Genomic DNA, 23,606 nt, shown 5'->3' with positions numbered 1-23,606 from the left:
ATCGCACGCCGCCGCGATCTTGAATGATTGAGGGCCTTCCGGATTCGGTGCGGATTGCGCCATCTGCACACGAACGATCAGAATGACCCCATAACTCACCTCAATGCGACCCTGGCCGCGGCCGCTGTCCCCAGCCGGCGCGCACACCCGGTCCCAGCGGTACTGATTGCGTGAGCGCATGCCCGCGACCGGGCGAAAGCTTTCGGCCAGTCCAGATATCGACCCACGAGACATTGCGCCGGCACGTGCGCGGCACGGGTTACTTCGATGCCCACAGCACAAATATGACCTTCCCGCGCGAATGATAGTATGGCAAGATCCACGTGCAACGCCACGTCGGACCGCGCCGCAACTGATGCGGCGTTCACATCGATACTGACCATATCGATGAAAAAATCGGGGATTGGGTATTCTGCAGGCCGAAACATTTGTGACGGTCCGCTCCGCATCTCCACGCCATCGATCCTGAAGGCAAGATCACGTCCGTATTCCTTACCACACCTCAAACGGCAAGGGAGCACGATGTGCTTAGCTTTTCGATTCTCGGAGCGCTAGAGATCTATACGGAGGCAGGCCAAGTAGAAATACCCGGCGACCTGCAGCGGACTCTTGTCCAGGTGCTGCTCATCAGTGAACGGCAGGCCGTCGGTGGGGAAGTTCTGATCAATGAGATGTGGGGGGATTCGGCCCCCGACAACCAGACCAACGCACTTCAGGCACACGTCAGTCGACTACGCCGCCGGCTGAGAGCCCTGGAGCCCGAACGCTCTTTATCCCGCCTGACGATCCATCCCTCGGGCTACCGGCTGGCGGTGGAGGACGACGAGCTCGACGCGGCCCAGTTCTTCCGCAAGGTCCAGCAGGCCGAGATGGCGATGCTCACTCACCCGGCCGAGGCGGCGGACCTGCTGCGGTCCGCGCTGGCCATGTGGCGCGGGCCCGTCTTCGGTCAGCTCCCGGGTGGCACCGTGTGCCGGCTCGCCGGCGCTCGTTTCGAGGAGCACAGGTTGCGCGCGCGGGAGCTCCTGTTCGATGCCGAACTCGACGCGGGACACCACTCGCGCATCCTCGCGGAACTCCACGAGACGCACATCAGCAACCCGCTGCGGGAACGGTTCTGTGAGCAACTCATGCTCGCGCTCTACCGGTCCGGGCGCCAGGCCGACGCCTTGGACACGTACCGCCGCATGTGGCAGCACCTTTCCGAGGAGATCGGTGTACAGCCCTCTCCCTCGTTGCGCCGCGTGGAGCGCGCGATCCTGTCCCACGACCCGGCCCTCTCCCTGGGAAGCGGCCGCGGCCGGCTCGAGTCCGACCTGACCGGCGCCCGAAGACCCTGACGCCGCGGACAGACCGGAAGGAGCAGCCGACCCGGTGGAGGGTCGGCTGCCCCGGTCCGGCCGCGGGGCGGCGGCTCAGGCGGCAGGCGGCGGTTCAGGCGGCGGCGATCGCCAGTACCGCGTTCTGTCCTCCGAAGCCCGAGGAGTTGCTGAGGGCCAGATCGATCGGCATGGACGTCTCCGAAACGGCGATCTTGATGTCGATGCCGGGATCCGGGTGGGTCAGGTTGGCCGTGGGCGGTACCAGTGCCTGGTCCACCGACAGCACCGTGAGGATGGCCTCCACCGCACCCGCCGCGCCCAGCAGGTGTCCCGTCACGCCCTTGGTGGAGGTGACGAGCGGATCGCCGGTGAGCGTCCGCTTCAGCATCCTCGCCTCCGCCAGGTCGTTGAGGGGCGTGGACGTACCGTGCGCGTTGACGTGCTGCACGTCGCCCGGGCCGGCGCCCGCGTCGGCGAGGGCGGCCCGCACGGCCGACTCGATCCCGGCGCCCGTCGGATGGGGCGAGGTCATGTGGTGGGCGTCGGCCGAGGCCCCGTACCCCACGATCCGCCCCCGGACCCGGGCCCCGCGGGCGCGGGCGTCCCGGAGCCGTTCGAGGATCAGGATGCCGGCGCCCTCGCCGGCGACAAATCCGTCCCGGTCCGCGTCGAAGGGACGCGAGGCGGCCGCGGGGTCGTCCTCGCGCCGGGAAAGGGCGCCCATCTGGGCGAACCCGGCCATCGCCAGCGGCGTGATCAGCGCCTCGCTCCCGCCGGTCAGGACCACGTCGCAGCGGTCGAGGGCCAGGAGATCGCGGGCGACGCCGATGGCGGTCGTACCGGAGGCGCACGCCGTCGACACCACGAGGTTGGGGCCGGTGGCCCCGAACTCGATGGCCGCCTGGCCGGCGAGCATGTTGGGGAGCTGCATGGGCAGCAGCAGCGACGACACCCGGCCGGGGCCGTCCCGGAGCATGACCCGGTGCTGGGCCTCCACGGTTTCGGGCCCCCCGTCACCGTTGCCCAGCACGACGCCGACGCGGGCCCCGTCCCAGGTCTTCGTGTCCAGCCCGGCGTCGGCCAGCGCCTCGCGCGCGGCAACCAGAGCGAACTGCACAAAACGGTCGAGGCGCAGTGCGCGCCGGGCGCCCAGCAGGGCATCCGGGTCGAACCCGGGGACCCGGCAGGAGATCCGTACCGGATTCGACTCCAGCACGGGGTCGAAGGCGGCCGGGGAACGCCCCGAACGGACGGCTGCCCAGGTGGGCACCACCCCCACGCCACCGGGCGTGACCATACCGACCCCGGTGACGGCGACATCGATACCGGCCATCAGATCTTCGCGCCTCGCTCCTCCATGAGCGCCACCATGTCGCCGACGGTGGCCGCCTCCAGCAGTTCGTCGTCGCTGATGGTGAGGCCCAGCTCGGAGTTGAGCATCAGGGACAGCTCCACGACGTCGAGGGAGTCGAGTTCGATGTCCTCCCGGGTGGCCTCGGGCGTGATCAGGTCGGGCGCGACCTTCAGCTTGTCGACGAGGAGGCTCTTGAATTGCTCGAACATGGCGAAACCTTTCGACAGTTGTCCTGATGGCTGGGCGTCGTTCGCCGGTGCGTGGACGCGGATGTACGGGTGGAGCGCGACGGAGCGGTGGCGCGAGGGCTCAGGACGGGGTGAGGTCCGGCCAGGTGAGGGCGGTCGCGCCCCAGGTCAGCCCGCCGCCGAACGCGGTGAGCAGCACTTTCTGTCCGCCGGTCAGCCGGCCGTCCCGCGCCGCCTGGGACAGCAGCAGCGGGATCGAGGCGCCGCCGGTGTTGCCGACGCTCTCGATGTTGGACAGCCGGCGTCCGGCCGGGATCTCCAACCGGTCCGCGACCGCGGTGAGGATGCGGGCGTTCGCCTGGTGCGCGGCAAGCCGATCGATGTCGGGGAGCCGCCAGCCGCGGCGCCGGACCGCCTCCGCCGAGGCGGCGGTCATGCGCTCCACGGCGTGACGGTACGTGTCGCGGCCCCGCATCCGGAAGAAGTGGTCCTCCGGGGGTGCGACGCGGCCCGAGGAGCGCTGCCGCGAGCCGCCGGCCGGCACCTCGATGAGGTGGGCGAGGGCGCCGTCACTGCCCAGGACCAGGGGTCCCACCGCGCCCGGTTCGCCCGGCTCCCCGGCGCGCAGCACCACCGCGCCCGCCCCGTCCGCGAAGATCACGGCGGTGGTGCGGTCGTCGGGGTCGATGAGGGTGGTGAACGCGTCGGCCGCGACGAGCAGCACGCGCTCCGCGATGCCCGCCGCGATCAGCCCGGACGCGGTCGCCAGGCCGTAGAGGAAGCCGGTGCACACGGCGGCCACGTCGAAGGCCGGTACGCCGGTCAGACCGAGCCGGGCGGCCACGGCCGGGGCGGTGGCCGGGCACAGGTGGTCCGGCGTGGTGGTGACGAGCACCACCGCGTCGATGTCCGCGCTGCCGGCCGATTTCATGGCCCGCTGCCCGGCCTCGACGGCGAGGTCGGAGGTGGCCGTGCCGGGGGAGACCACGTGGCGCGTGGCGATTCCGGTGCGGCTGCGGATCCACTCGTCCGAGGTGTCCAGCCGGGCCGTCAGGTCGTCGTTGGTCACCACACCGGGTGGTACGTACGACCCGATGCCCGCTATCACGGCGGCCCTCGTCACGGGAGCCCGCTTCCCGCCGGGCTCCGTGCTCATCCGGTGCTCTCCTGGCCGCCGGCCAGCACCTCGACGGGGAGGCCCATGTAGGCCATGCGCACCTCGGCCATCTCGTCGGTCCACTGCTCGGCCATGGCGTAGCGCTGCTCGGGGGTGGTGTCGAGCATCCGCACCCCGGGCCACAACTCGTAGTCGCCGATCTTGTCGGCGTGCTCGTACATGCCCTTCTGGAACATCTCCTCGCGGGGCAGGACGTACTCGCGGTCGGGGAGTTCGTCCCAGAGCCGGACGCCGCGCCGGAGGATCTCCAGCAGCCTCGGCTTGGAGTCGGGGTGTTCGGCGACGTGGTCGCGCAGGATGGTGCTGGCCACGGTCAGGTGCCGGATCTCGTCGATGGCGGTGCCGCGGGAGATCTCCCCGGTGGCGGGCGAGAGCGGGGTCCACTTGCGCTCGCTCAGCTCGGCGGCGGGCGCGAGTACGCCCTCGATGACGATGGCGAAGACGGCGACGCCGCCGATGAAGTCGGCCTGCTTCGTGACGATCTCGTCGGTGAACTCCTTCACCGGCTCCAGCACGCGGCGCCGGTAGTCGGCGGCCATCTCGTCGATGTCCCGCAGCAGGCTGTCGGCCGGGTGTCCCAGTTCGACGAGGTGGTTGCGGAAGACCCGGGCGTGCCGGGCCTCGTCGAGGAGCTGGGTGGCGTAGAACTCCATCTCCGGGATGCCCGGCGCGAGGGTCACGTAGTGGCCCAGGATGCGGGTGGCCATCTCTTCGGACAGGGCCCGGAAGCCGAACTCCAGGGTGAGGGCGTCCCGCAGCGGGCCGGGGTCCTTGAGGAACTGCGGTACGACGGCGTCGGCGTGGTGGCCGGTGTCGCCGCGGTCCCGCAGGGTTCCCTGCGCGACGGAGGTGATCCAGTAGGAGAGGTCGCACTCCTCGGGGCCGAGCGTGAGTTCCTTCGCGCCGTCGAGCAGACCGGGTGCCTTGTCCCAGTCGGCCTCGGGCGCCACAGGCGCGGTCATGATCCGGTCTCCTCGCTGCTCTGAGGGGCCTGCCCGGGGTCCCGGGCAGGGGTGAGCGGGCCGGTGAACAGTCCGCCGGCGTAGCTGACCAGGGGGTCGCCCGCGCCCACGGCGGCATGCGTCACGTAGCCGATCAGTACGTCGTGGTCCCCGACCTCGGGGGAGCCGACGAGCCGGCAGGTGTAGTGGGCCAGCGCGCCGTCCAGCAGGGGTGCGTGGGCGTACGGTCCCGTCTCCCACCCCAGGCCGGCGAACTGGGCTCCGCCCTCGGGCCGCGAGCTGTCGGCGAAGTACCGGGCCAGCTCGACCTGGTCGGCCGTCAGCACGTTGATGACGTAGCGGCCCGAGGCGGCCGCGAGTCCGGCGAAGTGCGACCCGCGCCTGAGGCAGGTCCCGAGCAGCAGCGGCTCCCGGGACACCGTGGTCACCATGCTGACCGTGGTGCCGTGCAGCTGCCCTTCGTGGCTGACCGTCAGCACGGCCACCGGGGAGGTCAGGTGGTACAGGGCCCGGCGCCGCCGGAGGCGGTCGTCGGGGGTGCGGTGCCCGCGGGTCGTCCCGGTGCGGGGCCGCAGCGCGGTGTTCATCGCACGGCCTCCCGCTGAGCGCGCTCGGCGGGGCCGGGCCGCGCCGCGGGGACATGGCCCACCGGGACGGGATCGGTCGCGTGCCCGACCGGCTTGGGGTGCTTGACCCCCAGGTCGTCCAGGAGCCGCAGGTAGCCGGGCTGGCGTACCGGTTCGAAGGGCAGCGCGAAGGGCTTCAGGAAGTTGCCGAACAGGCCCCGGTCCCCGAAGAGATGGAAGGGCAGCACCAGCAGCGCCCACTCCGGCCCGATCAGCCAGCACCACAGGGCCGCGACCGCGCCCTGCGTGATGAGGCTGTGCATGACGTTGTAGAGCACGTAGTAGACCTTGGAGATCGGGCGGCCGCCGCTGCGCCGGAAGGCGATGGCGCCGGGGATGTACCCGATGAGGTCGATGTACAAGAACAGCGCGACGGCCGGTACCCAGCGGATGTCGCCCAGGTGGGCGATCATCAGTCCGGTCGTGACGGCCAGGCCGACGAGGTACTCGGCTCGGTGCAGGGAGTACGTACGGGGGGTTTCGAACGGATTGGCCTGATCCACGGGCTCAGCTCCTGTGAGGGCAGCGGGTCACGCTGCGGCGATTCCCGGACGGGCGTCACTGAGGTTCGCGTCGCCGAGCAGCCGACTCTGCGGGTAGAGGCCGGTCACGGCCCAGGCGACGCTTTCCTTGATGACGCGCTCGGCGATCGGATCGAGGATTCCCTGCAGGCTGGGGATGCCGAAGTCGAAGTCGGCCTCGAAGTCGACGGCGACGTCGGCTCCTTCCTGCCGTAGCGTCCACAGCCCGGTGAAGCTGTCGAAGTCGCCGTCGGTCTGTTCGAAACGGGCCGTCAGGTCCTCGACCGAGAATTCGTCCCGCTCGGTCCAGCGCAGCAGCCCGCTGCGGAAGTTCAGTTCCCAGCTGGAGCCGCATTCCGCGGCCGGCAGCGTGGCGTGCACGACGGTGGTGTGCACGTGCGGAGCCAGCTCGGGATACCGCTCCCACTTGATCACCGCGTCGAAGACGCTCCGCGCGTCCTCGGAGGGGACGAGCGCCTTCAGTTCGACATGCCGCACGATCAGTTACCGCCTTCCGGCATCTTGGCCGCGCCCCGCACGAGTTCGCGGGTCGCCTTGTCGAACGAGTCGAGGAGGAAGCGCACTTCGGCGCCGGTCAGGGTGGCGGGCGGGGTGAACCGCACCACCGCGCTGCCGTTCATGGAGTGGTTGGCGACAACACCGTGGTTGAAGAGCTCGATCAGCAGCTCACCGGCCAGGCCGGCCTCGACCAGCTCGACGCCGATCATCAGGCCGCGGCCGCGCACCTCCACCACGAGGTCGGGGATGTTGCGGCGGGCGATCTCGGTGAGCTTCGGCAGCAGGGTGCCGCCGAGGTCCACGGCCTTGGTGACCAGCCGCTCCTCCTTGATCGTCTCGATGGACGCCTGGACGGCGGCCATGAGCAGCGGCTGTCCGGAGAAGGTCGCGGTGTGGAGGAAGGGGTCCTTGTCGAAGGGCCGGAACGCCTTGCGGGTGGCGACCGCCGCCGAGACGGGAAGTACGCCGCCGCCCAGGGCCTTGCCGGTCAGCATGACGTCGGGGACGACGCCGTCGACGTCGGCTCCCCACCACTCGCCCAGCCTGCCCAGGCCCGACTGGATCTCGTCGAGGATGAGGAACCCCTCGTACGCGCGGACCAGTTCCTCGACCCGCTTCAGGTAACCCTTGGGCGGGATGATCACCCCGCCCTCGCCCTGGACGGGTTCGAGGATGACGCAGACCTCGCCGGGGTGGGCCGACAGTTCGGCCTCCAGGGCGTCCGCGTCCCCGAACGGCAGGTTCAGGAAGTCGGGTACGAGCGGCCGGAAGGGCTGCTGGTAGACGTTGTTGGCGGTGGCCGAGAGGGCTCCCAGCGTCTTGCCGTGGTAGCCGCCGCTCATGGAGACGGTGCGTTTGAAGCCGTTGGCGCGGGCGAGCTTGAGCCCGGTCTCCACCGCCTCGGAGCCCGACAACCCGAAGTGCACCCGGTCCAGGCCCTCGGGCATGACCGAGACCAGTGCCTCGGCGGCGCGGGCGGCCGTCGGTTCGAGCAGGATGCGGGACGCGGTGGGGTGGGTACGCAACTGGCGCTCGACGGCCCCGATCACGCGGGGGTGGCGGGCGCCCATGATGAACACCCCGTACCCGCCCGCGTTGAGGAAGCGCTCCCCGTCGCTCGTGGTCAGCCACGCGCCGGAGGACTCGACCTCCATGTGGCTGCCGAACAGCTCGGCGAGCGTCGCCCGGCCCTTGCTGAGGTGGGCCCGGTAGAGCCGGAGGATCTCCTCCTCCGGGCTCGGTGCTCCGGCGCCGCGCGCCGGCCCGGTACCGGGCCGGGCGTCCTGGATCACGGTCACGAGATGTCACTCCAAGGGGACGTGCGGAGGGCGCGGGAATCGTGGGGGACGGGGACGGTCGGGCCGGGGGCGGCCCCGTCGTCCCCGGTGGGCCGGGCGCACGGCGTCGGTTGCCGTGCCCGACACGCGTCAGGCCAGTTCAAGCGACTCGCCGCCGAAGTAGCGCAGCAGCGGCTCGGCGGCCGCGGGCCTGGCCGGCGGGTGGAAGGCGAGCGGGCGCACCGACGCGGCCAGCCGGAAGTGCGGGGAGCCCTTGATGAAGTCCATGCCACCGAGGAGTTCCAGGGCGCGGTTGGCGTTGGCGACCAGCGCCTCCTGCACGGTGTAGCGGGCGACGAGGGCGCCGGCCACCGCTTCCTCGCCCCCGACGCCGGTCTGTACGGCGCGTGCGGCGCCCTCCAGCAGCGCCACGGCCGCCTCGTGGTGGAGGGCGAGGGCCGCGCGCTCGGTGGGGTTGCCCCGCTCGTGCGTGACGACCTCTTCCACGAGGGCGGCCGACGCTCCGGTGTATCCGGCCGCGATGAGCAGGACGAACCAGATGAAGCCGGCCGTCTGGAGGTCGTCCAGCCGGTTCGGGTCGTCGGCGGAGGTACGGACCACCAGCTCCTCCGGTACGAACACGTCCTCCAGGCGCACCTCTTCGCTCTCGGCGGCGGCGAGCAGGTCGCTGCCCCAGAAGGGGTGGACGGTCAGGCCGGCCGAGTCGGCCGGCACGATCGCGAGGGCGAGCTCGGGCGTACCGTCGGCGCCCGGTACGGAGATGCTGGCCGTCAGCAGATCCATCGAGGACGACAGGCTGCACGGCTTCTTGGCACCGGACAGCCGGTAGCCGCCTTCGACGGGCCGCGCGGCCACGGTCGGCGCGAGTATGTTCTGCTGGGTGCGGCCCTCGGCCCAGCCGGAGGCCATCAGCTTCCGCTCGGGCACGATCCGGTGCAGCAGCTCCACCTGCGCCGGTGTCAGCCGGTTCCGCCGGTCGGCCAGTGCGTAGAGCATGGCGGCGGTGAAGTGGTGCATGGTCGTGGCGGCGGCGAGCGACGGGGAGACCGCGCCGAGGGCTTCCTGCACCCGTACGGCTTCCAGGGGGCTCGCGCCGTGGCCGCCGAACTCGGCCGGTATCAGCAGGCCGGGGCCGCCGTGGGAGCGGAACAGGTCGAGGGCCGTGCCGCCCGGCTTCTCGCGGTCGTCGTACGGGATCTCCTCCAGGGCTTTGAGCAGCCCCGGGTGGTACCGGTCGCACACGGCGCGGGCTTGGTCGAGAGACCGCAGGGACAAGGCTTCCTCCGATGGATGAGTGCGATTCGCTACAGGTGCTCAGGCGCCGAAGACCGCCTCGTAGGGGCTGACATCGCGGGCGATGCTCACGCCCTGCAGATGGGAGGTCTTGAGCATCGGATAGTTGGCCTCACCGAAGACTCCGCCGGTCAGGCCGGTTCCGCCGTGTGTGGGCAGGTAGGGGACACAGCCCATGTGCGAGTCGTTGATCTTCAGCAGTCCGCCGTTGGTGACCTGCTGGACGAAGGTGTCGATGACGTCCTCGGAGCGGGCCCACAGCGAGTTGCGCAGTCCGTACAGGTTGGAGTTGGTGAAGTCCACGAAGCGCGACAGCAACTCCTGGTCGGAGGCGGGCTCGGCGACGACGACCGGTATCAGCGGGAAGAACGTCTCCTCGCGAACGATGTCGTACTCACGGGCCCGGGCCAGTCCGTCGACCCGGACCACGGTGGGCTGGAGAAAGACGCCGGTGTCCGAGGGGGTGCCGTCGACCTCCGTGCGGCGCCCCCCGATGACAAGTTCGCCGCCCTGGCCCAGGGCCTGGTCGAGGAGGCGGAAGAAGCGCTCGCTGCGCCGGACCGGGGAGAGCAGGACGTCCTCCTCCTCCGGGTAGCCGGGCCGGATCCGCTTGACCTGCTCCTTGAGCTCGGCCAGCAGTTCGTCGGCGACGGCGGGGTGCACCAGGACGCCGTTGGGCACCATGCAGATCTGACCGGAGCCGTAGAAGGCCTCCGTGATGGCCTCGACGGCCTTGGGGATGTCGGCGTCGGACCAGACGACGACGCTGTCGTTGCCGGCCAGTTCGAGGATGGCCTTCTTCCCGTTGGCCACGCACTGCTGCTCGAAGCGCAGCCCTTCCTGGCTGCCGCCGATGTAGAAGATGTCGTCGATCAGCGGGCTGGCGACCCAGCGGTCCAGCGTCTGCTTGGGGTTGGCGCACAGGGCGTTGAGTGTGCCGGGCGGGGCTCCCAGCTCGTCGAGGATCGGCGCGACGACTTCCCGCATCAGCCACATGGTGCTGAGCGCGATGCTGCGCGGGGCCCGCATGATGAGGCTGTTGCCGGACATGAGGCACAGCACGCCGAGAGCGGCGCTGGGAAGCGGTGCGTTCTGCGGGGGGTTGAAGGCGACGACCCCGTCGGGCTGCCTGCGCACGATCAGCCGGCGGTCGCCGTGCCGGAACTCGGTGTGCATCTGCCGCTGGTACCAGCCGAGGCTCTCCTCGCTGAAGATCTGGAGCAGGGAGCTGTGTTCCCACCGGGCGAGCTTGGCCGGGTGCGACTCGGTGATCAGCATGTCGATGAACTCGTCGCGGCGGCGGTCGAGTTCTTCGCGGAAGCGGTGTCCCAGGAGCATGCGGCGCTCCAGCGGGACGGCGGCCCAGCCGGGCGCGGCGCTCGCCGCGGCCTCGCTCGCCAGGTCCAGCGCGGCGTCGCCGGCGATGGCGCAGCGGCCCACGACGTACGGGTGTCGGGCCGCTTCCGCGTCGGCGTCCCGCTCCAGGGTGCGCTTGAGCGTCACGCTGGTGAACACGTCCTCCAGGAGGGATCTGCCACTCATGGTGTAGACCCAGCCCTCGCCCTCGATGTCCTTGCCGGCGACGTAGAGCTTGTAGCTGCGCAGGGGCGCCCGGCGTTCGTCCGCCGCGCTGTCAGAGGGTGCAGAACGTTTCGAGGATGTCTCCTCTTTCGAGGACGTCTCCTCTGTTGTTCCGTCCGAGAGCATGAGTGGCCTTTCGGGGTTCGGTCCCAGCGCTTTCCGACACACGGGAACAAGGCGCCGAACGGGAATTCGCGGAAATCCGTCGCACGTCGGCCCAATGCGGGGCCGACCGCTTCTCTGCCTGGGGTAATCCGATAGTGGCAGCCCGCCCTGACTCCCTCCTGACGCCGGACTGATCCTGGGGCCGGAGCGCCGCCCCGGCAGGCGCACGTCAGTCCGCCGTCAGAGCGGTGAGGCACTCTGGGCGAAGTGCCTCACCGAGAGGGCCGGACCATGAGGAAATTGACAAGACTTCGGGCGCTGTTGCCCGTGACCATCCTGATTCTCGCGACGGGCGCGGTGGGAAGCACTTCCTCCGCGTCCGCCGACGTCGGATGTGCGATCCGCGAGAACTCACCGCACACGGACTGGGGAGGAATGTCCTTCCCCGTCGACCTGTACTGCACCAACACACCGGGCGATGTGACGTCGCAGTCCTTCTACGGCAGCCCGGTCACCGGTCGCATGACCAAGACGACGAGCTGGTACGTCTGCTGGAAGATCGGCGCCCCGCACGCCGGCAAGAACAGCGTCTGGTACTACACGCAGGGTGACGCGGTCGTGAACAACCCCGGTCAGAACGCATGGGGTTACATGCCGGCGGTCGCTCTGGGCACCACCAAGGCGCCCTTCCCGGGGTTGCGCAAGTGTTCATGGGGATAGGGGTGGTTGAGCCGATGAGTACGACGAACGAGACGACCGGGAAGCGCCCGGTGGCCCGGTTCCGGCGGTTCGGCCGCGCCCTGGCCGGCGCGGCCCTGCTGGTGCCGCTCCTGGCCGGGGGGATGTCCACGGGGACCGCGAGCGCCGCCACCTGCAACCTGCAGGAGAACGTCCTCCACGCGGACAAGCTCGGCAACACCTTCCGTACCGACGTCAAGTGCGACAACACCACGGGCGACGTCTACGGCCGCGCGTCGTTCGACAGCCCGCTGACCGGTGTGAAGACCTCGACCCTGAGCACCTTCGTCTGCTGGACCCGGGGCCAGCCCCACGCGGGCGGCGACACGGTCTGGTACTACACCAAGGGCGACCAGGCCCTCCCTCCGTTCGCCGCGTTCGAGGGCTGGGGGGCGATGCCGTCCAGCGCGCTGCTCGTGCCGAGCGGAATCACGCATCCCTATCCCGGACTTCCCCGGTGCCCGTGGTACTGACGGAGATGGAGCAGAGCATGAACGTGGGCAACAGACCCGGACTGCGCGCGCGGAAACCGATGATCGCCCTCAGTCTGATCGTGATGCTCTCGGCCGTGGGTACGGGGCTGGGAGTGGCCGCGACCGATCCGGATCCCGGCAGCACCGCGGCCGACGCGGCAGCCGGCGCCGCGGTGTCGCCGATGGCGAAGGCGAAGGCGTCGGGGAAACCGGTGGAGATGCCGGAGCACCGGACCGAGTCGTCCGAGATGTACGCGAACCCGTCGGGCACGGTGACGGTGACGACACACATGACACCGGTGCGCACGCGCCTCGGTGACAAGTGGGTGGCCATCGACACCGATCTGCGGTTCCTCGATGACCGGGTGGCGCCCAAGGCGACGGCGGCGGGCCTGGAACTCTCCGACGGTGGCAACGGCCCGCTGGTGCGGCTGAACGACGGTCAGCACGTGATGCAGCTGAGCTGGCCCGGCAAGCTCCCGAAGCCGGCGCTCGACGGGCCGACGGCCACGTACCCGGAAGTGCTTCCGGGCGTGGACCTGCAAGTCACCGCCCAGGCGGACGGCTTCTCACAACTGCTCGTGGTCAAGAACGCGAAGGCGGCGAAGAACCCGAAGCTGCGGAAGGTCGCTTTCAACCTGTCGTCGGACGATCTCAAGGTGACCGGTGACGAGAAGCGCGGCCTGAAAGCGGTCGATGCCAAGGGCAAGGCGGTCTTCTCCGCCCCTCCGCCCCAAATGTGGGACAGCGCGAAGGGCGAGAAGAAGAAGCAGGCGGTCATGAAGACCGAGGTGACCGGGAAAAGCCTCGCGGTTCTCCCGAATCCGAAACTGCTCACCGGTCCCGGCGTCACCTATCCGGTGTACGTGGACCCCACTTTCACGTTGGGTACGTCCAACTACACGAGCGTCGACAAGCTTTTCCCCAACGCGACAGCGGGGTGGAACAACCGCGACGACATCGATCTCAGCATAGGCGCGCGGTTCTACAACAATGTGCCCAACGGCAATCGCGGATTCCTCCAGATGGATGTGCCGAATCTGGCGCCGGGCCGCGTCGTGACGAAGGCCAGCCTGAGCTTCAAGGACCAGAGCTTCGGCACATGCTCCTCCATTCCCCTGGAGGTCTGGCATACCGGCCATATCTCCTCCGCGACCTCGTGGAACAACCAGCCCACCTGGAACACGAAGATCGCCACCTACAACTGCACCTCGGAAATCATCACCGTGGACGTCCGCAGCGTGGTGCAGGCGGTCGCCCAGACGGGATCGTCCCTGGTCGACTTCGGCTTCAGGACCACGGCCGCGGTCGAGGAGAGCAGAAGGACCGACTGGCGATGGGTCGAGGCACCCACCGCGACCCTCAGTGTGGAGTACGCCTACAACGGCCAGTGCTTCCTGGTGGACCGGGTGAGTTACCAGGACCCCGACGGTTCGGCGTTCACCAAGGAGATGAACTGCACGAGCCAGGCGTCCGAGACCAGGATCGAGCCTTACAAAACCTCCCAGACGACCGGGCAGATCGTGGCGGGCCCGCACGGCTTCGTGTGCTGGCGCAGCGGTGACATGAACGCCGCGGGCAACCGCATCTGGTACTACGTCAAGGGGGACTCGGCCTCGGGGTGGACGAAATGGGGAGGCTGGGGCTACGTACCGGCCGACAAGATCCCCGGCGCGGGTTCGGAGCCGTATCCCGGCCTGCCGGCCTGCAACGTCTACGAGGTCACGCCCGGCGTGGTCCCTCCGCAGGACTTCAACTCGGACGGCCTGTTCGATGTCCTGGCCCTTCAGTCGGACGGAAACCTCGTCCTCCACCCGGGCAACGGCAACGGCACCCTCGGCACCAGGCGGATGCTCTGGACCGACGGCAGGGCCAACGGCTACAAGAGCATCTTCACCGGTGACTTCAACGCGGACGGCAAGACCGACGTGGCGGGCTTCGACGCCGACGGCACCTGGCCCGACCACGTCATCTGGTGGTGGCCCGGAGACGGCAACGGAGGAGTCGGCGAACGCCAGCCGTTGATGGACAACCGGTACAAGACCCAGGCTTACCTCAATCCGGGCCTGCACGAGGTGTGCCGCTTCGCCTTCTCGGCGGACTTCAACGGTGACGGCAAGACCGACATCATGGCCGGCTGCGGCCAGGGCTCGGAGCAGGGAAACTACGCCGACGACAGCCTCTGGTGGTGGCCCGGGGACGGCGACGGCGGGATCAACAGCAAGATCAACGGCAGTCTCGGCTTCGAGTACGCCGCCGTCTCGCGCACGCAGACCAAGGTCTCGCCGCTGGACATCACCGGTGACGGCCGCATGGACATCTCGGAGATGTTCTCGGCCACGAGTCTGCATCTGAAGTCGGGCCCGGGCGCGCTCAACGCCAACTACGGCACGGGCACGCTGACCAGCTGGCCGCCCAACGGTTTCGGCAGGGTGACCAAGGTGTTCGCGGGCGACTTCAACGGCGACCGCCGGGGGGACATGGCCGGCGTCGATGCCGCCGGCCAGCTGTGGTGGTGGCCCGGCAACGGAAGCGGCGCCTTCGGCACCCCGTCGAAGATGGCCGCCGCCACGGACTGGGGCTCCACGAAGGACATCCTGTGATCTGTCCTGTGATCTGAGAGGACAGGCGTTCCGAGGGCCCGGGGATCCCGCACACCGCGGAATCCCCGGGCCCGACGCGCGCCACGGCATCCTCGCCCGCGGCGACCACCACCCCGCCTCCCCCTTCGGGCCCCTCCAGCTGGTAGAAAGCGGAATCGTCCCGCTGCCGGGCGCCGCCGTCGCCTCCCGGGCGCCTCGCCGCCCCCACGCGTGACCGGAGCAGCCGGGAAGGCCCCCGGAGCGGCCCCCACCGCCCCCGGGGAGCCCCGTCCCGCTTCCCTGCACGTCATGTCGCCGTTACCGCCCATTCAGACGTGCTTGCGACGCTCTTGCAATGCAGCCCGCTGTACCCCCCACGCCGAACGGCAGGATCCACCTCGCCCCCGCGCTCTCCGACGCGCCCGTCACCCCTTCCGCGCGGAAGAATGGGGACATGAGCGAGCAGCCCGAGGTCCCGGTCCAGCACCCCCAGCCGTCGGTCGGCTTCCTAGCCGCCCACCGGCCCCACACCGTCGCCGCCAACGTGTCCGATCTGGAGCCCGATCTCGACGCGGATCTCGACGCGTACGAGGAGGACCGCGACCCCGACGGGGCCGAGCTGCCCCAGGGCCGGTTCCTCGACCGCGAGCGCAGCTGGCTGGCCTTCAACGAACGTGTCCTGGAGCTCGCCGAGGATCCGGCGACGCCCCTCCTCGAACGGGCTAACTTCCTCGCCATTTTCGCGTCGAACCTGGACGAGTTCTTCATGGTCAGGGTCGCCGGCCTGAAGCGGCGCATCGCCACCGGCGTCGCCACCCGCTCCGCGTCCGGCCTCCAGCCGCGCGAGGTGCTCGACCTGATCTGGACCCGCTCGCGCGAGCTGATGGCCCGGCACGCCGCCTGCTACCAGCAGGACATAGCCCCGGCCCTCGCCGACGAGGGCATCCACGTCATCCGCTGGCCCGAGCTGACCGAGAAGGAGCAGGCCCGCCTCTTCACGCTCTTCCGCCAGCAGATCTTCCCGGTCCTCACCCCGCTCGCCGTGGACCCGGCCCACCCCTTCCCGTACATCTCCGGCCTGTCGCTGAACCTCGCCGTGGTCGTCCGGAACCCGGTCAGCGGCCACCGCCACTTCGCCCGGGTCAAGGTGCCCCCGCTGCTGGCCCGCTTCCTGGAGGCCTCACCCTCGCGGTACGTACCGCTGGAGGACGTGATCGCCGCCCACCTGGAGGAGCTGTTCCCCGGGATGGAGGTGCTGGCGCACCACATGTTCCGGGTCACCCGCAACGAGGACCTGGAGGTCGAGGAGGACGACGCCGAGAACCTCCTCAAGGCGCTGGAGAAGGAGCTCATGCGGCGCCGCTTCGGCCCGCCGGTGCGCCTGGAGGTCGAGGAGTCCATCGACCCGTACGTCATGGACCTGCTCGTCCGCGAGCTGAAGGTGCAGGACTCCGAGGTCTACCCGCTGCCCGGGCCGCTGGACCTGACCGCGCTCTTCGGGATCTCGGCGCTGGACCGGCCCGAACTGAAGTTCCCCAAGTTCATCGCGGGCACGCACCGCGACCTCGCCGAGGTGGAGTCCGCCTCCGCGCCGGACATCTTCGCCGCCCTGCGCGAGCGCGACGTCCTGCTGCACCACCCGTACGACTCGTTCTCGACCTCCGTCCAGGCCTTCCTGGAGCAGGCCGCGGCCGACCCGGACGTCCTCGCGATCAAGCAGACGCTCTACCGGACGTCCGGCGACTCCCCGATAGTCGACGCCCTGATCGACGCCGCCGAGTCGGGCAAGCAGGTCCTGGTCCTCGTCGAGATCAAGGCCCGCTTCGACGAGCAGGCCAACATCAAGTGGGCGCGCAAGCTCGAAGAGGCCGGCTGCCACGTCGTGTACGGCCTGGTCGGGCTCAAGACGCACTGCAAGCTCTCCCTGGTGGTACGGCAGGAGGGCGAGACCCTGCGCCGCTACAGCCACGTCGGCACCGGCAACTACCACCCGAAGACGGCCCGGCTGTACGAGGACCTCGGCCTGCTCACGGCCGACCCCCAGGTCGGGGCGGACCTCTCCGACCTCTTCAACCGGCTGTCCGGCTACTCCCGCCGGGAGACCTACCGGCGGCTGCTGGTCGCCCCGAAGTCCCTGCGCGACGGGCTGGTCACCCGCATCAACAAGGAGGCCGCGCACCACCGCGCCGGCCGCCCCGCGCACGTCCGCATCAAGGTCAACTCGCTGGTCGACGAAGCGATCATCGACGCCTGCTACCGGGCGTCCCAGGCCGGGGTCCCGGTCGACGTCTGGGTGCGGGGCATCTGTGCCATCCGCCCCGGGGTCCCCGGGCTCTCGGAGAACATCCGGGTCCGCTCGATCCTCGGCCGGTTCCTGGAGCACTCCCGCGTCTTCACCTTCGGCAACGGGGGCGAGCCCGAGGTCTGGCTCGGCAGCGCGGACATGATGCACCGCAACCTCGACCGCCGTATCGAAGCGCTGGTACGGGTCACCGACCCGGCCCACCGCGCGTCCATCACCCGGCTGCTGGAGACCGGGATGTCCGACACCACCTCCTCCTGGCACCTGGGCGCGGACGGCAACTGGACCCGGCACGCCACGGACGCCGACGGCCAGCCGCTGCGGCACGTACAGGAAACGCTCATAGACGCCCGGAGGCGCCGGCGTGCAGCACCATGAAGTCGACACGGTTCCCGGTACGGCCCCGGGCCCCGGACGGGGCCCTGACCGGACCGCGGACCGGCTGACGGCGGGCGAGATCCTGGCCGGGTACCTCCACACCCGGGCAGGTGACTTCCTGCGCAGCCTGCGGCTCTACAGCGAGAGCGGCTCGGACACCGCCGCGGCCGAGCAGGCCGCGGCGGCGCTGCGCGGCTCCGCCCGGCGGATCGGCGGCAGCCTGCACACGTTCCGGCCGCTGCTGGACCCGGCCTGGGCCGACCAGCTGCGGACGGAGCTGGTCTGGCTGTCCGGCACCCTCGCCCAGGAACACGCCTGCACGGCCCGCCTGCACCGGCTCCTCACGGCGCTGGGCCGGCTGTCCGGCGCGGCCACCGTGACCGCCGGGCGCGCGGACGACCCCGGCCCGGCGGCCCGCCCGACGGGACCGCTCACCGTCGGGGCGTCCCGCGCGGGCGCCCTGCTGGAACGCCAGCTGACGCTCGCCCGGACCCGCTCCCACTCGGCGGCGCTCCAGGCGCTCGGCTCGTCGCGCTTCCACGCGGTCGCCGACGCCGTCGCCGTACTGGCGTCCGAGGCGCCCCTCGCGCCGCTGGCCTCCGCGCCGGCCGTGGAGGTGCTCGCGGGACCGGGCGAGGCCACCGAACGGCACCTGCTGGACGCGGTGGCCGCGCTGCCGCTGGCGCGCGCGGCGCACCCGTACAACGCGGAGGCCCTGGTGCACGGTCTGGCGACGGCGTCCGAGGGCGAGGCGCAGGACGCCCCCTGGCACCAGGTGCGCCAACTGCTGCGCCTGCACCGGTACGCCCAGGAGGTGTGGTGCGCGGCCGGCGCCCCCGACCCGGCCCTGTCGGCGGCCGGGCGGGCCCTGGACCGGCACCGCGACGCGGCGGAGGCGGCGGCCGCGGCGGCGAACGCGGCGCGCACGCCCCGTATCGCCCCCGCGACGGCGTACGCCCTCGGTGTCCTGCACGCCGACCAGCGCCACGAGGTCGAGGCCTCGCGCTTCGCCTTCCAGCAGGTGTGGCAGGGGGCGGCGGCGCTGCCGGCGTCCTGAGAGCGGGCACCACGCGTCCTGAGCGGCACGCACGAGAGGACGGAGTGACGATGAACGGGCACGGGCACGGAAGCGGGGGCAGTGGGATGAGCGGCATCACGAGCGGCGACGGCGAGCCGCGGGACCTCATCCGCGCGGCGGGCTGCGTGCTCTGGCGCCGGGTGTCGTACGGGGACGGCGGTACGGAGATCTGCCTGGTCCACCGCCCCAAGTACGACGACTGGTCCCACCCGAAGGGCAAGCTCAAGCACGCCGAGGAGCCCTTGGCTGCGGCCCTGCGCGAGGTCCTGGAGGAGACGGGCCACCACTGCGCCCCGGGGGAGCGGCTCGGTACGGTCCGCTACCTGGTGAACGGGCGCCCCAAGCGCGTCGACTACTGGGCGGCCGAGGCCACCGGCGGCACGTTCGCGCCGAACGACGAGGTCGACCGCGTCCTCTGGCTCACCCCGGCGGCGGCCCGGGGCCGGCTGACCCAGCCACGCGACCGCCTCCTGGTCGACGCGCTGCTCGACGCGGTCGTCTGAGGGACGGCCGAAGAGCGGCCGACGAATCTGGCGAGGGGCTACTGAGGGTCTGCCGAGGGGCGCACGCGGGCGCGTCCGGACCGGCCGGCCCGGCTGTCCCTGTCGTCCCCGCTGCCCCCGTAATGGGCGGTAGGCCCTTCTTTGCGCCGCGTGAAGCCCCCCGCACCGGGCCGCCCGCCATGGTTCACCTTCCGTTCACCCTCCCCCGTCGGCGGCTTCACCTGATCTGCCTACTTTCGGCCTTACACGGTGACCGGCCCAGGCCGCACCACCACCCCGACGCACGCCGCCGTCACACGACCATCGGGCCGGCGGCTCTTGGAAGGAATCACCCGAAGTGAAGCTTTTGCGCAAGAACGGGCTGCGCGCCACCGCGCTCGGTGCCCTCGCCGTCTCCGGCGCCCTGGTTCTCACGGCGTGCGGATCGGACGACAACAGCGGCAGCGCCTCCTCCTCTCCGTCGGCGAAGACCACCGCCGCCGCCTCGAACGCCGCCTGCGGCGACGCCAAGGGCCAGCTGCTCGCGTCCGGTTCGAGCGCGCAGAAGAACGCCATGGACCTGTGGGTCAAGGGCTTCATGGCCGCCTGCCCCGACGTCCAGCTCAACTACCAGTCCTCCTCCTCCGGTGAGGGCATCGTCGCCTTCAACCAGGGCACCGTCGGCTTCGCCGGTTCGGACTCGCCGCTGAAGCCCGAAGAGGTCACCGACTCCAAGAAGATCTGCGCCGGCGGCCAGGGCATCAACCTGCCCATGGTCGGTGGCCCGATCGCGATCGGCTACCACCTGGAGGGTGTGGACAGCCTCGTCCTCGACGCCCCCACGCTGGCCAAGATCTTCAACTCGAAGATCAAGAACTGGGACGACGCGGCCATCAAGGCGCTCAACCCGGGCGTGAAGCTCCCGAACAAGCCGATCCAGGCCTTCCACCGCTCCGAGGACTCCGGCACCACGCAGAACCTCGGCAAGTACCTGGGCGCCACGGCCAAGGCCGACTGGAAGTACGAGGCCGAGAAGACCTGGCCCGCCCCCGGTGGCCAGGCCGCGTCCGGCTCCGCGGGTGTCGCCGCCCAGGTCAAGCAGGTCGACGGCTCCATCGGTTACTTCGAGCTCTCGTACGCCACCGCCCAGTCCATCTCCACCGTGAAGATCGACACGGGCGCCAGCGCCCCCGTCGAGGCCACCTCGGAGAACGCGTCGAAGGCCATCGCCGCCGCCAAGATCGCCGGCACCGGCAACGACCTCGCGCTCAGCCTCGACTACACCACCAAGGCCGACGGCGCCTACCCGATCGTCCTGGTCACGTACGAGATCGCCTGCGACAAGGGCAACAAGGCCGCCACTCTCCCCGCGGTCAAGGCCTTCCTGAACTACACCGCGAGCGACGAGGGCCAGAAGGTGCTCTCGGGCGCCGGCTACGCGCCGATCCCGACCGAGATCAACACCAAGGTCCGCGCCGCGATCGCCTCGCTCTCCTAGTACCACCCAGCCCCACCCAGTCCCACGCTTCACAGGTGGCGGTGGCCGGCCCGGCGCACCCCTCCGGGCCGGCCACCTGCCCACCCATCCGGTGCACCGCCGCCAGGGGAGCCGCACCCGCGACTCCCCCACACAGACCGGAAAGACATGGCTTCCACCACACCGATAGACGTTCCCCCGCCCGCCCCGCCGGTCAAGAGCCCCTCGGGCACCTCCACCGGCCGCGCGGGCGACAAGATCTTCTCGGGCCTCTCGAAGGGCTCGGGCATCCTGCTGCTCGTCGTCATGGCGGCGATCGCGGGATTCCTCACGTACCGCGCCGTCCTCGCCATCTCGAAGGACGAGGGGAACTTCTTCACCACCTTCGAGTGGACCCCCTCGGCGAATCCGCCGGTCTTCGGGATCGCCGTCCTGCTCGTCGGGACGATCGTCAGCTCGATCATCGCGATGGTCATCGCCGTCCCGATCGCCGTCGGCATCGCGCTGTTCATCTCGCACTACGCGCCGCGCAAGCTGGCCGCGCCCCTCGCGTACCTCGTGGACCTGCTCGCCGCGGTCCCCTCGATCATCTACGGCATCTGGGGCGCCCTCTTCCTCGTGCCGTACCTCGACGGGCTGAACCTCTGGCTCGACCACTACTTCGCCTGGACGTACCTCTTCGACCAGACGCAGCCCGGTGTCGCGAGGAACATGCTCACCGTCGGGATCCTGCTGGCGATCATGATCCTGCCGATCGTGACCAGCGTCAGCCGCGAGGTCTTCCTCCAGGTCCCGCGGATGAACGAGGAGGCCGCCCTCGCCCTGGGCGCCACCCGCTGGGAGGTCATCCGGCTGTCGGTCCTGCCGTTCGGACGCTCCGGTGTGATCTCCGCGTCGATGCTCGGCCTCGGGCGCGCGCTCGGCGAGACCATCGCCGTCGCCACGGTCCTCTCCCCGAACTTCCTCGTCTCGCTGCACCTGCTCGACCCGGGCGGCGGCACCTTCGCCCAGAACATCGTCGCCAAGTTCGGCGAGGCCAACGAGTTCGGGCGCGACGCCCTGATCGCCTCCGGCCTCGTCCTGTTCATCCTCACCCTGCTGGTCAACGGCGCGGCCCGCCTGATCATCGCGCGCCGCAAGGAGTACTCGGGGGCCAACGCATGAGCCACGCAGCCGTACAGGAGAAGCCGACCCCCGTGCCGCCTCCGGAGAACAAGGGCAGCCTCGCCGGGCGTTCCCTCCCCCGCTGGGCGCCGGCCGGCTTCGCCGCCGCCGCGATCGTCATCGGTGTCGCCGTCGGCGCCGGCGCGGGCCTCGACAGCAAGATCCAGTGGGGCCTGATCGCCGCGGTGGCCTTCGTGGTCATCTCCTACACCGTCACCACGACGGTCGAGAACAAGCGCCAGGCCAAGGACCGCCTCGCCACCAGCGTGGTGTGGGTGTGCTTCGTCCTCGCCATGGTGCCGCTCGTCTCGCTGCTCTGGACCACCATCAGCCGTGGCGTGAAGGTCCTCGACGTCTACTTCCTGACCCACTCCATGGCCGGGGTCCCCAGCTTCGAGAAGGGCGGCGGTGTCTACCACGCCATCATCGGCACGCTGGAGCAGGTCGGGATCGCCACGGTCATCGCCGTCCCGCTCGGCCTGCTGACCGCCGTCTACCTGGTGGAGTACGGCAAGGGCGCGCTGGCCAAGGCCGTCACGTTCTTCGTGGACGTCATGACGGGTATCCCGTCCATCGTCGCCGGTCTGTTCATCCTCTCGATCATGCTGATGGCGCAGCTCCAGCCCGCGGGCTACCTCGGCTCGCTCGCCCTGACGATCCTGATGCTCCCCGTCGTGGTCCGTTCCACGGAGGAGATGCTCAAGCTCGTCCCGAACGAGCTGCGCGAGGCCGCGCTGGCGCTCGGCGTACCGAAGTGGCGCGTGATCCTCAAGGTGGTCCTGCCGACCGCGATCGGCGGGATCACCACCGGTGTGATGCTGGCCGTGGCCCGTATCGCCGGTGAGACCGCCCCGATCATCCTGCTCGTCTTCGGCAACCAGCTGATCAACTCGAACCCGTTCGAGGGTGCTCAGTCCTCGCTGCCCTTCTACATCTACGAGCAGTACAAGGTCGGCAGCGACGCGTCGTACGACCGGGCCTGGGCGGCGGCGCTGGTGCTGATCATCTTTGTCATGCTCCTCAACCTGGTGGCTCGCGGGATCGCCCGCTGGAAGGCACCGAAGACCGGCCGATGAGGCCCGCCATCCGGCTCCGCCGCACGGGGCCTCGGCTCGGAAAGAAGCAGTGATCCACATGGCCAAGCGAATCGACGTCAGCGGGCTCTCCGCCTACTACGGCTCCCACCGCGCGATCGACGACATCTCCATGACCGTCGAGCCCCGCTCCGTGACGGCCTTCATCGGCCCGTCCGGCTGCGGCAAGTCCACCTTCCTGCGCACCCTGAACCGCATGCACGAGGTCACCCCCGGCGGCCGCGTCGAGGGCAAGGTGCTGCTGGACGACGAGAACCTGTACGCCTCGAACGTCGACCCGGTCGCCGTGCGCCGTACGGTCGGCATGGTCTTCCAGCGCCCCAACCCCTTCCCGACGATGTCGATCTTCGACAACGTCGCGGCCGGCCTGCGCCTGAACAGCAGGTACGGGAAGAAGGAGCTGGCGGACGTCGTCGAGAAGTCCCTCAAGGGCGCGAACCTCTGGAACGAGGTCAAGGACCGCCTGAACAAGCCCGGTTCCGGCCTCTCCGGCGGCCAGCAGCAGCGTCTGTGCATCGCCCGCGCGATCGCGGTCGAGCCGGAGGTCCTGCTGATGGACGAGCCGTGCTCGGCCCTCGACCCGATCTCGACGCTCGCGATCGAGGACCTGATCGGCGAGCTGAAGGAGCGCTTCACGATCGTGATCGTGACGCACAACATGCAGCAGGCGGCCCGCGTCTCGGACCGTACGGCCTTCTTCAACCTCGCGGCCGTGGGTCAGCCCGGCAAGCTCATCGAGATAGACGAGACCGAGCGGATCTTCTCCAACCCGTCCGTGCAGGCCACCGAGGACTACATCTCGGGCCGCTTCGGATAAGCCGTCCTGCGGTGCTGCATGGCGGTGCCACCGCAAGACGAAGGGCCCGCCCCCTCAGGGGGCGGGCCCATTCAC

At 70.1% G+C, this 23,606-nt stretch carries 21 protein-coding genes; 11 read left to right on the top strand and 10 right to left on the bottom strand.

Features of this window, described 5'->3' with window-relative positions; translation table 11 throughout:
* Nucleotides 1-617: 617 nt before the first annotated feature.
* Entirely contained in the window at nucleotides 618-1,340 is a 723-nt protein-coding gene (locus tag HA039_RS18565; RefSeq protein WP_243869547.1) for an AfsR/SARP family transcriptional regulator, read from the top strand.
* 94 nt (nucleotides 1,341-1,434) lie between these two features.
* Here HA039_RS18565 and HA039_RS18560 read toward each other — a convergent pair whose 3' ends face one another.
* The 10 genes from HA039_RS18560 to HA039_RS18515 all read right to left on the bottom strand — a co-directional run bounded on the left by HA039_RS18560 (nucleotide 1,435) and on the right by HA039_RS18515 (nucleotide 10,802).
* Entirely contained in the window at nucleotides 1,435-2,655 is a 1,221-nt protein-coding gene (locus tag HA039_RS18560; protein WP_167031057.1) for a beta-ketoacyl-[acyl-carrier-protein] synthase family protein, read from the bottom strand.
* Nucleotides 2,655-2,885, bottom strand: coding sequence for an acyl carrier protein (locus tag HA039_RS18555; RefSeq protein ID WP_167031054.1), 231 nt, complete (start codon nucleotides 2,883-2,885; stop codon nucleotides 2,655-2,657). Before HA039_RS18555 ends, HA039_RS18560 begins: the two co-directional genes overlap by 1 nt.
* 100 nt (nucleotides 2,886-2,985) lie before the next feature.
* Complete coding sequence (locus tag HA039_RS18550; RefSeq protein WP_167031051.1) at nucleotides 2,986-4,020, bottom strand: beta-ketoacyl-ACP synthase III; 1,035 nt, start codon at nucleotides 4,018-4,020, stop codon at nucleotides 2,986-2,988.
* The gene (locus tag HA039_RS18545; protein ID WP_167031048.1) at nucleotides 4,017-5,003 is read right to left on the bottom strand and encodes a ferritin family protein; all 987 of its coding nucleotides are present in this window, start codon (nucleotides 5,001-5,003) and stop codon (nucleotides 4,017-4,019) included. Before HA039_RS18545 ends, HA039_RS18550 begins: the two co-directional genes overlap by 4 nt.
* The gene (locus HA039_RS18540) at nucleotides 5,000-5,590 is read right to left on the bottom strand and encodes a flavin reductase family protein (protein ID WP_167031045.1); all 591 of its coding nucleotides are present in this window, start codon (nucleotides 5,588-5,590) and stop codon (nucleotides 5,000-5,002) included. Before HA039_RS18540 ends, HA039_RS18545 begins: the two co-directional genes overlap by 4 nt.
* The gene (locus tag HA039_RS18535) at nucleotides 5,587-6,132 is read right to left on the bottom strand and encodes a hypothetical protein (protein WP_167031042.1); all 546 of its coding nucleotides are present in this window, start codon (nucleotides 6,130-6,132) and stop codon (nucleotides 5,587-5,589) included. The genes HA039_RS18540 and HA039_RS18535 overlap by 4 nt, the downstream gene beginning before the upstream one ends.
* A 27-nt stretch (nucleotides 6,133-6,159) precedes the next feature.
* Nucleotides 6,160-6,648 (bottom strand): type II toxin-antitoxin system RatA family toxin, encoded by a 489-nt coding sequence (locus HA039_RS18530; RefSeq protein ID WP_167031038.1) that lies wholly within the window; start codon nucleotides 6,646-6,648, stop codon nucleotides 6,160-6,162.
* Between the two features lie 2 nt (nucleotides 6,649-6,650).
* Complete coding sequence (locus tag HA039_RS18525) at nucleotides 6,651-7,967, bottom strand: aspartate aminotransferase family protein (protein WP_167031036.1); 1,317 nt, start codon at nucleotides 7,965-7,967, stop codon at nucleotides 6,651-6,653.
* A 129-nt stretch (nucleotides 7,968-8,096) separates the two neighbouring features.
* On the bottom strand, nucleotides 8,097-9,236 hold the full coding sequence (locus HA039_RS18520) for an acyl-CoA dehydrogenase family protein (RefSeq protein WP_167037066.1): 1,140 nt from the start codon (nucleotides 9,234-9,236) through the stop codon (nucleotides 8,097-8,099).
* A 45-nt stretch (nucleotides 9,237-9,281) separates the two neighbouring features.
* Nucleotides 9,282-10,802: an aldehyde dehydrogenase family protein gene (locus HA039_RS18515; RefSeq protein ID WP_425086417.1), complete on the bottom strand. Its 1,521-nt coding sequence runs from the start codon at nucleotides 10,800-10,802 to the stop codon at nucleotides 9,282-9,284.
* Between the two features lie 471 nt (nucleotides 10,803-11,273).
* Here HA039_RS18515 and HA039_RS18510 point away from each other — a divergent pair, with 471 nt between their 5' ends.
* From HA039_RS18510 to pstB, 10 genes are all read left to right on the top strand, one after another.
* The gene (locus HA039_RS18510; protein WP_167031030.1) at nucleotides 11,274-11,666 is read left to right on the top strand and encodes a hypothetical protein; all 393 of its coding nucleotides are present in this window, start codon (nucleotides 11,274-11,276) and stop codon (nucleotides 11,664-11,666) included.
* Nucleotides 11,667-11,680: 14 nt separating this feature from the next.
* The gene (locus HA039_RS18505; protein ID WP_167031027.1) at nucleotides 11,681-12,157 is read left to right on the top strand and encodes a hypothetical protein; all 477 of its coding nucleotides are present in this window, start codon (nucleotides 11,681-11,683) and stop codon (nucleotides 12,155-12,157) included.
* A 17-nt stretch (nucleotides 12,158-12,174) separates the two neighbouring features.
* The gene (locus HA039_RS18500; protein WP_167031024.1) at nucleotides 12,175-14,760 is read left to right on the top strand and encodes an FG-GAP-like repeat-containing protein; all 2,586 of its coding nucleotides are present in this window, start codon (nucleotides 12,175-12,177) and stop codon (nucleotides 14,758-14,760) included.
* A 433-nt stretch (nucleotides 14,761-15,193) separates the two neighbouring features.
* Nucleotides 15,194-17,419: an RNA degradosome polyphosphate kinase gene (locus HA039_RS18495; RefSeq protein WP_167031022.1), complete on the top strand. Its 2,226-nt coding sequence runs from the start codon at nucleotides 15,194-15,196 to the stop codon at nucleotides 17,417-17,419.
* Complete coding sequence (locus tag HA039_RS18490) at nucleotides 17,406-18,476, top strand: CHAD domain-containing protein (protein ID WP_167031019.1); 1,071 nt, start codon at nucleotides 17,406-17,408, stop codon at nucleotides 18,474-18,476. The genes HA039_RS18495 and HA039_RS18490 overlap by 14 nt, the downstream gene beginning before the upstream one ends.
* A gap of 86 nt (nucleotides 18,477-18,562) precedes the next feature.
* On the top strand, nucleotides 18,563-19,000 hold the full coding sequence (locus tag HA039_RS18485; RefSeq protein WP_167031016.1) for an NUDIX hydrolase: 438 nt from the start codon (nucleotides 18,563-18,565) through the stop codon (nucleotides 18,998-19,000).
* A 337-nt stretch (nucleotides 19,001-19,337) separates the two neighbouring features.
* A complete protein-coding gene (pstS, locus tag HA039_RS18480; protein ID WP_167031013.1) occupies nucleotides 19,338-20,477 on the top strand; it encodes a phosphate ABC transporter substrate-binding protein PstS in 1,140 nt (379 codons plus the stop codon).
* Between the two features lie 147 nt (nucleotides 20,478-20,624).
* Nucleotides 20,625-21,620, top strand: a complete 996-nt coding sequence (gene pstC, locus HA039_RS18475; RefSeq protein ID WP_167031010.1) for a phosphate ABC transporter permease subunit PstC — start codon at nucleotides 20,625-20,627, stop codon at nucleotides 21,618-21,620.
* The gene (gene pstA, locus HA039_RS18470) at nucleotides 21,617-22,696 is read left to right on the top strand and encodes a phosphate ABC transporter permease PstA (protein ID WP_167031006.1); all 1,080 of its coding nucleotides are present in this window, start codon (nucleotides 21,617-21,619) and stop codon (nucleotides 22,694-22,696) included. The genes pstC and pstA overlap by 4 nt, the downstream gene beginning before the upstream one ends.
* 58 nt (nucleotides 22,697-22,754) lie before the next feature.
* Nucleotides 22,755-23,531: a phosphate ABC transporter ATP-binding protein PstB gene (gene pstB / locus HA039_RS18465; RefSeq protein WP_161309202.1), complete on the top strand. Its 777-nt coding sequence runs from the start codon at nucleotides 22,755-22,757 to the stop codon at nucleotides 23,529-23,531.
* Nucleotides 23,532-23,606 lie beyond the last annotated feature (75 nt).

This window comes from Streptomyces liangshanensis (genome assembly GCF_011694815.1).
GTDB lineage: Bacteria > Actinomycetota > Actinomycetes > Streptomycetales > Streptomycetaceae > Streptomyces > Streptomyces liangshanensis.
The sequence above is the reverse complement of the archived record's forward strand: the minus strand, read 5'-3'. Positions and strand labels throughout refer to the sequence as shown.

Coding starts and splice junctions, on each gene's coding strand:
- HA039_RS18560 (WP_167031057.1), bottom strand. CDS start 2,655: ATGGCCGGTATCGATGTCGCCGTCACCGGGGTCGGTATGGTCACGCCC.
- HA039_RS18555 (WP_167031054.1), bottom strand. CDS start 2,885: ATGTTCGAGCAATTCAAGAGCCTCCTCGTCGACAAGCTGAAGGTCGCG.
- HA039_RS18550 (WP_167031051.1), bottom strand. CDS start 4,020: ATGAGCACGGAGCCCGGCGGGAAGCGGGCTCCCGTGACGAGGGCCGCC.
- HA039_RS18545 (WP_167031048.1), bottom strand. CDS start 5,003: ATGACCGCGCCTGTGGCGCCCGAGGCCGACTGGGACAAGGCACCCGGT.
- HA039_RS18540 (WP_167031045.1), bottom strand. CDS start 5,590: ATGAACACCGCGCTGCGGCCCCGCACCGGGACGACCCGCGGGCACCGC.
- HA039_RS18515 (WP_425086417.1), bottom strand. CDS start 10,802: ATGAGTGGCAGATCCCTCCTGGAGGACGTGTTCACCAGCGTGACGCTC.
- HA039_RS18505 (WP_167031027.1), top strand. CDS start 11,681: ATGAGTACGACGAACGAGACGACCGGGAAGCGCCCGGTGGCCCGGTTC.
- HA039_RS18500 (WP_167031024.1), top strand. CDS start 12,175: ATGAACGTGGGCAACAGACCCGGACTGCGCGCGCGGAAACCGATGATC.
- HA039_RS18495 (WP_167031022.1), top strand. CDS start 15,194: ATGAGCGAGCAGCCCGAGGTCCCGGTCCAGCACCCCCAGCCGTCGGTC.
- HA039_RS18485 (WP_167031016.1), top strand. CDS start 18,563: ATGAGCGGCATCACGAGCGGCGACGGCGAGCCGCGGGACCTCATCCGC.
- pstC (WP_167031010.1), top strand. CDS start 20,625: ATGGCTTCCACCACACCGATAGACGTTCCCCCGCCCGCCCCGCCGGTC.
- pstA (WP_167031006.1), top strand. CDS start 21,617: ATGAGCCACGCAGCCGTACAGGAGAAGCCGACCCCCGTGCCGCCTCCG.
- pstB (WP_161309202.1), top strand. CDS start 22,755: ATGGCCAAGCGAATCGACGTCAGCGGGCTCTCCGCCTACTACGGCTCC.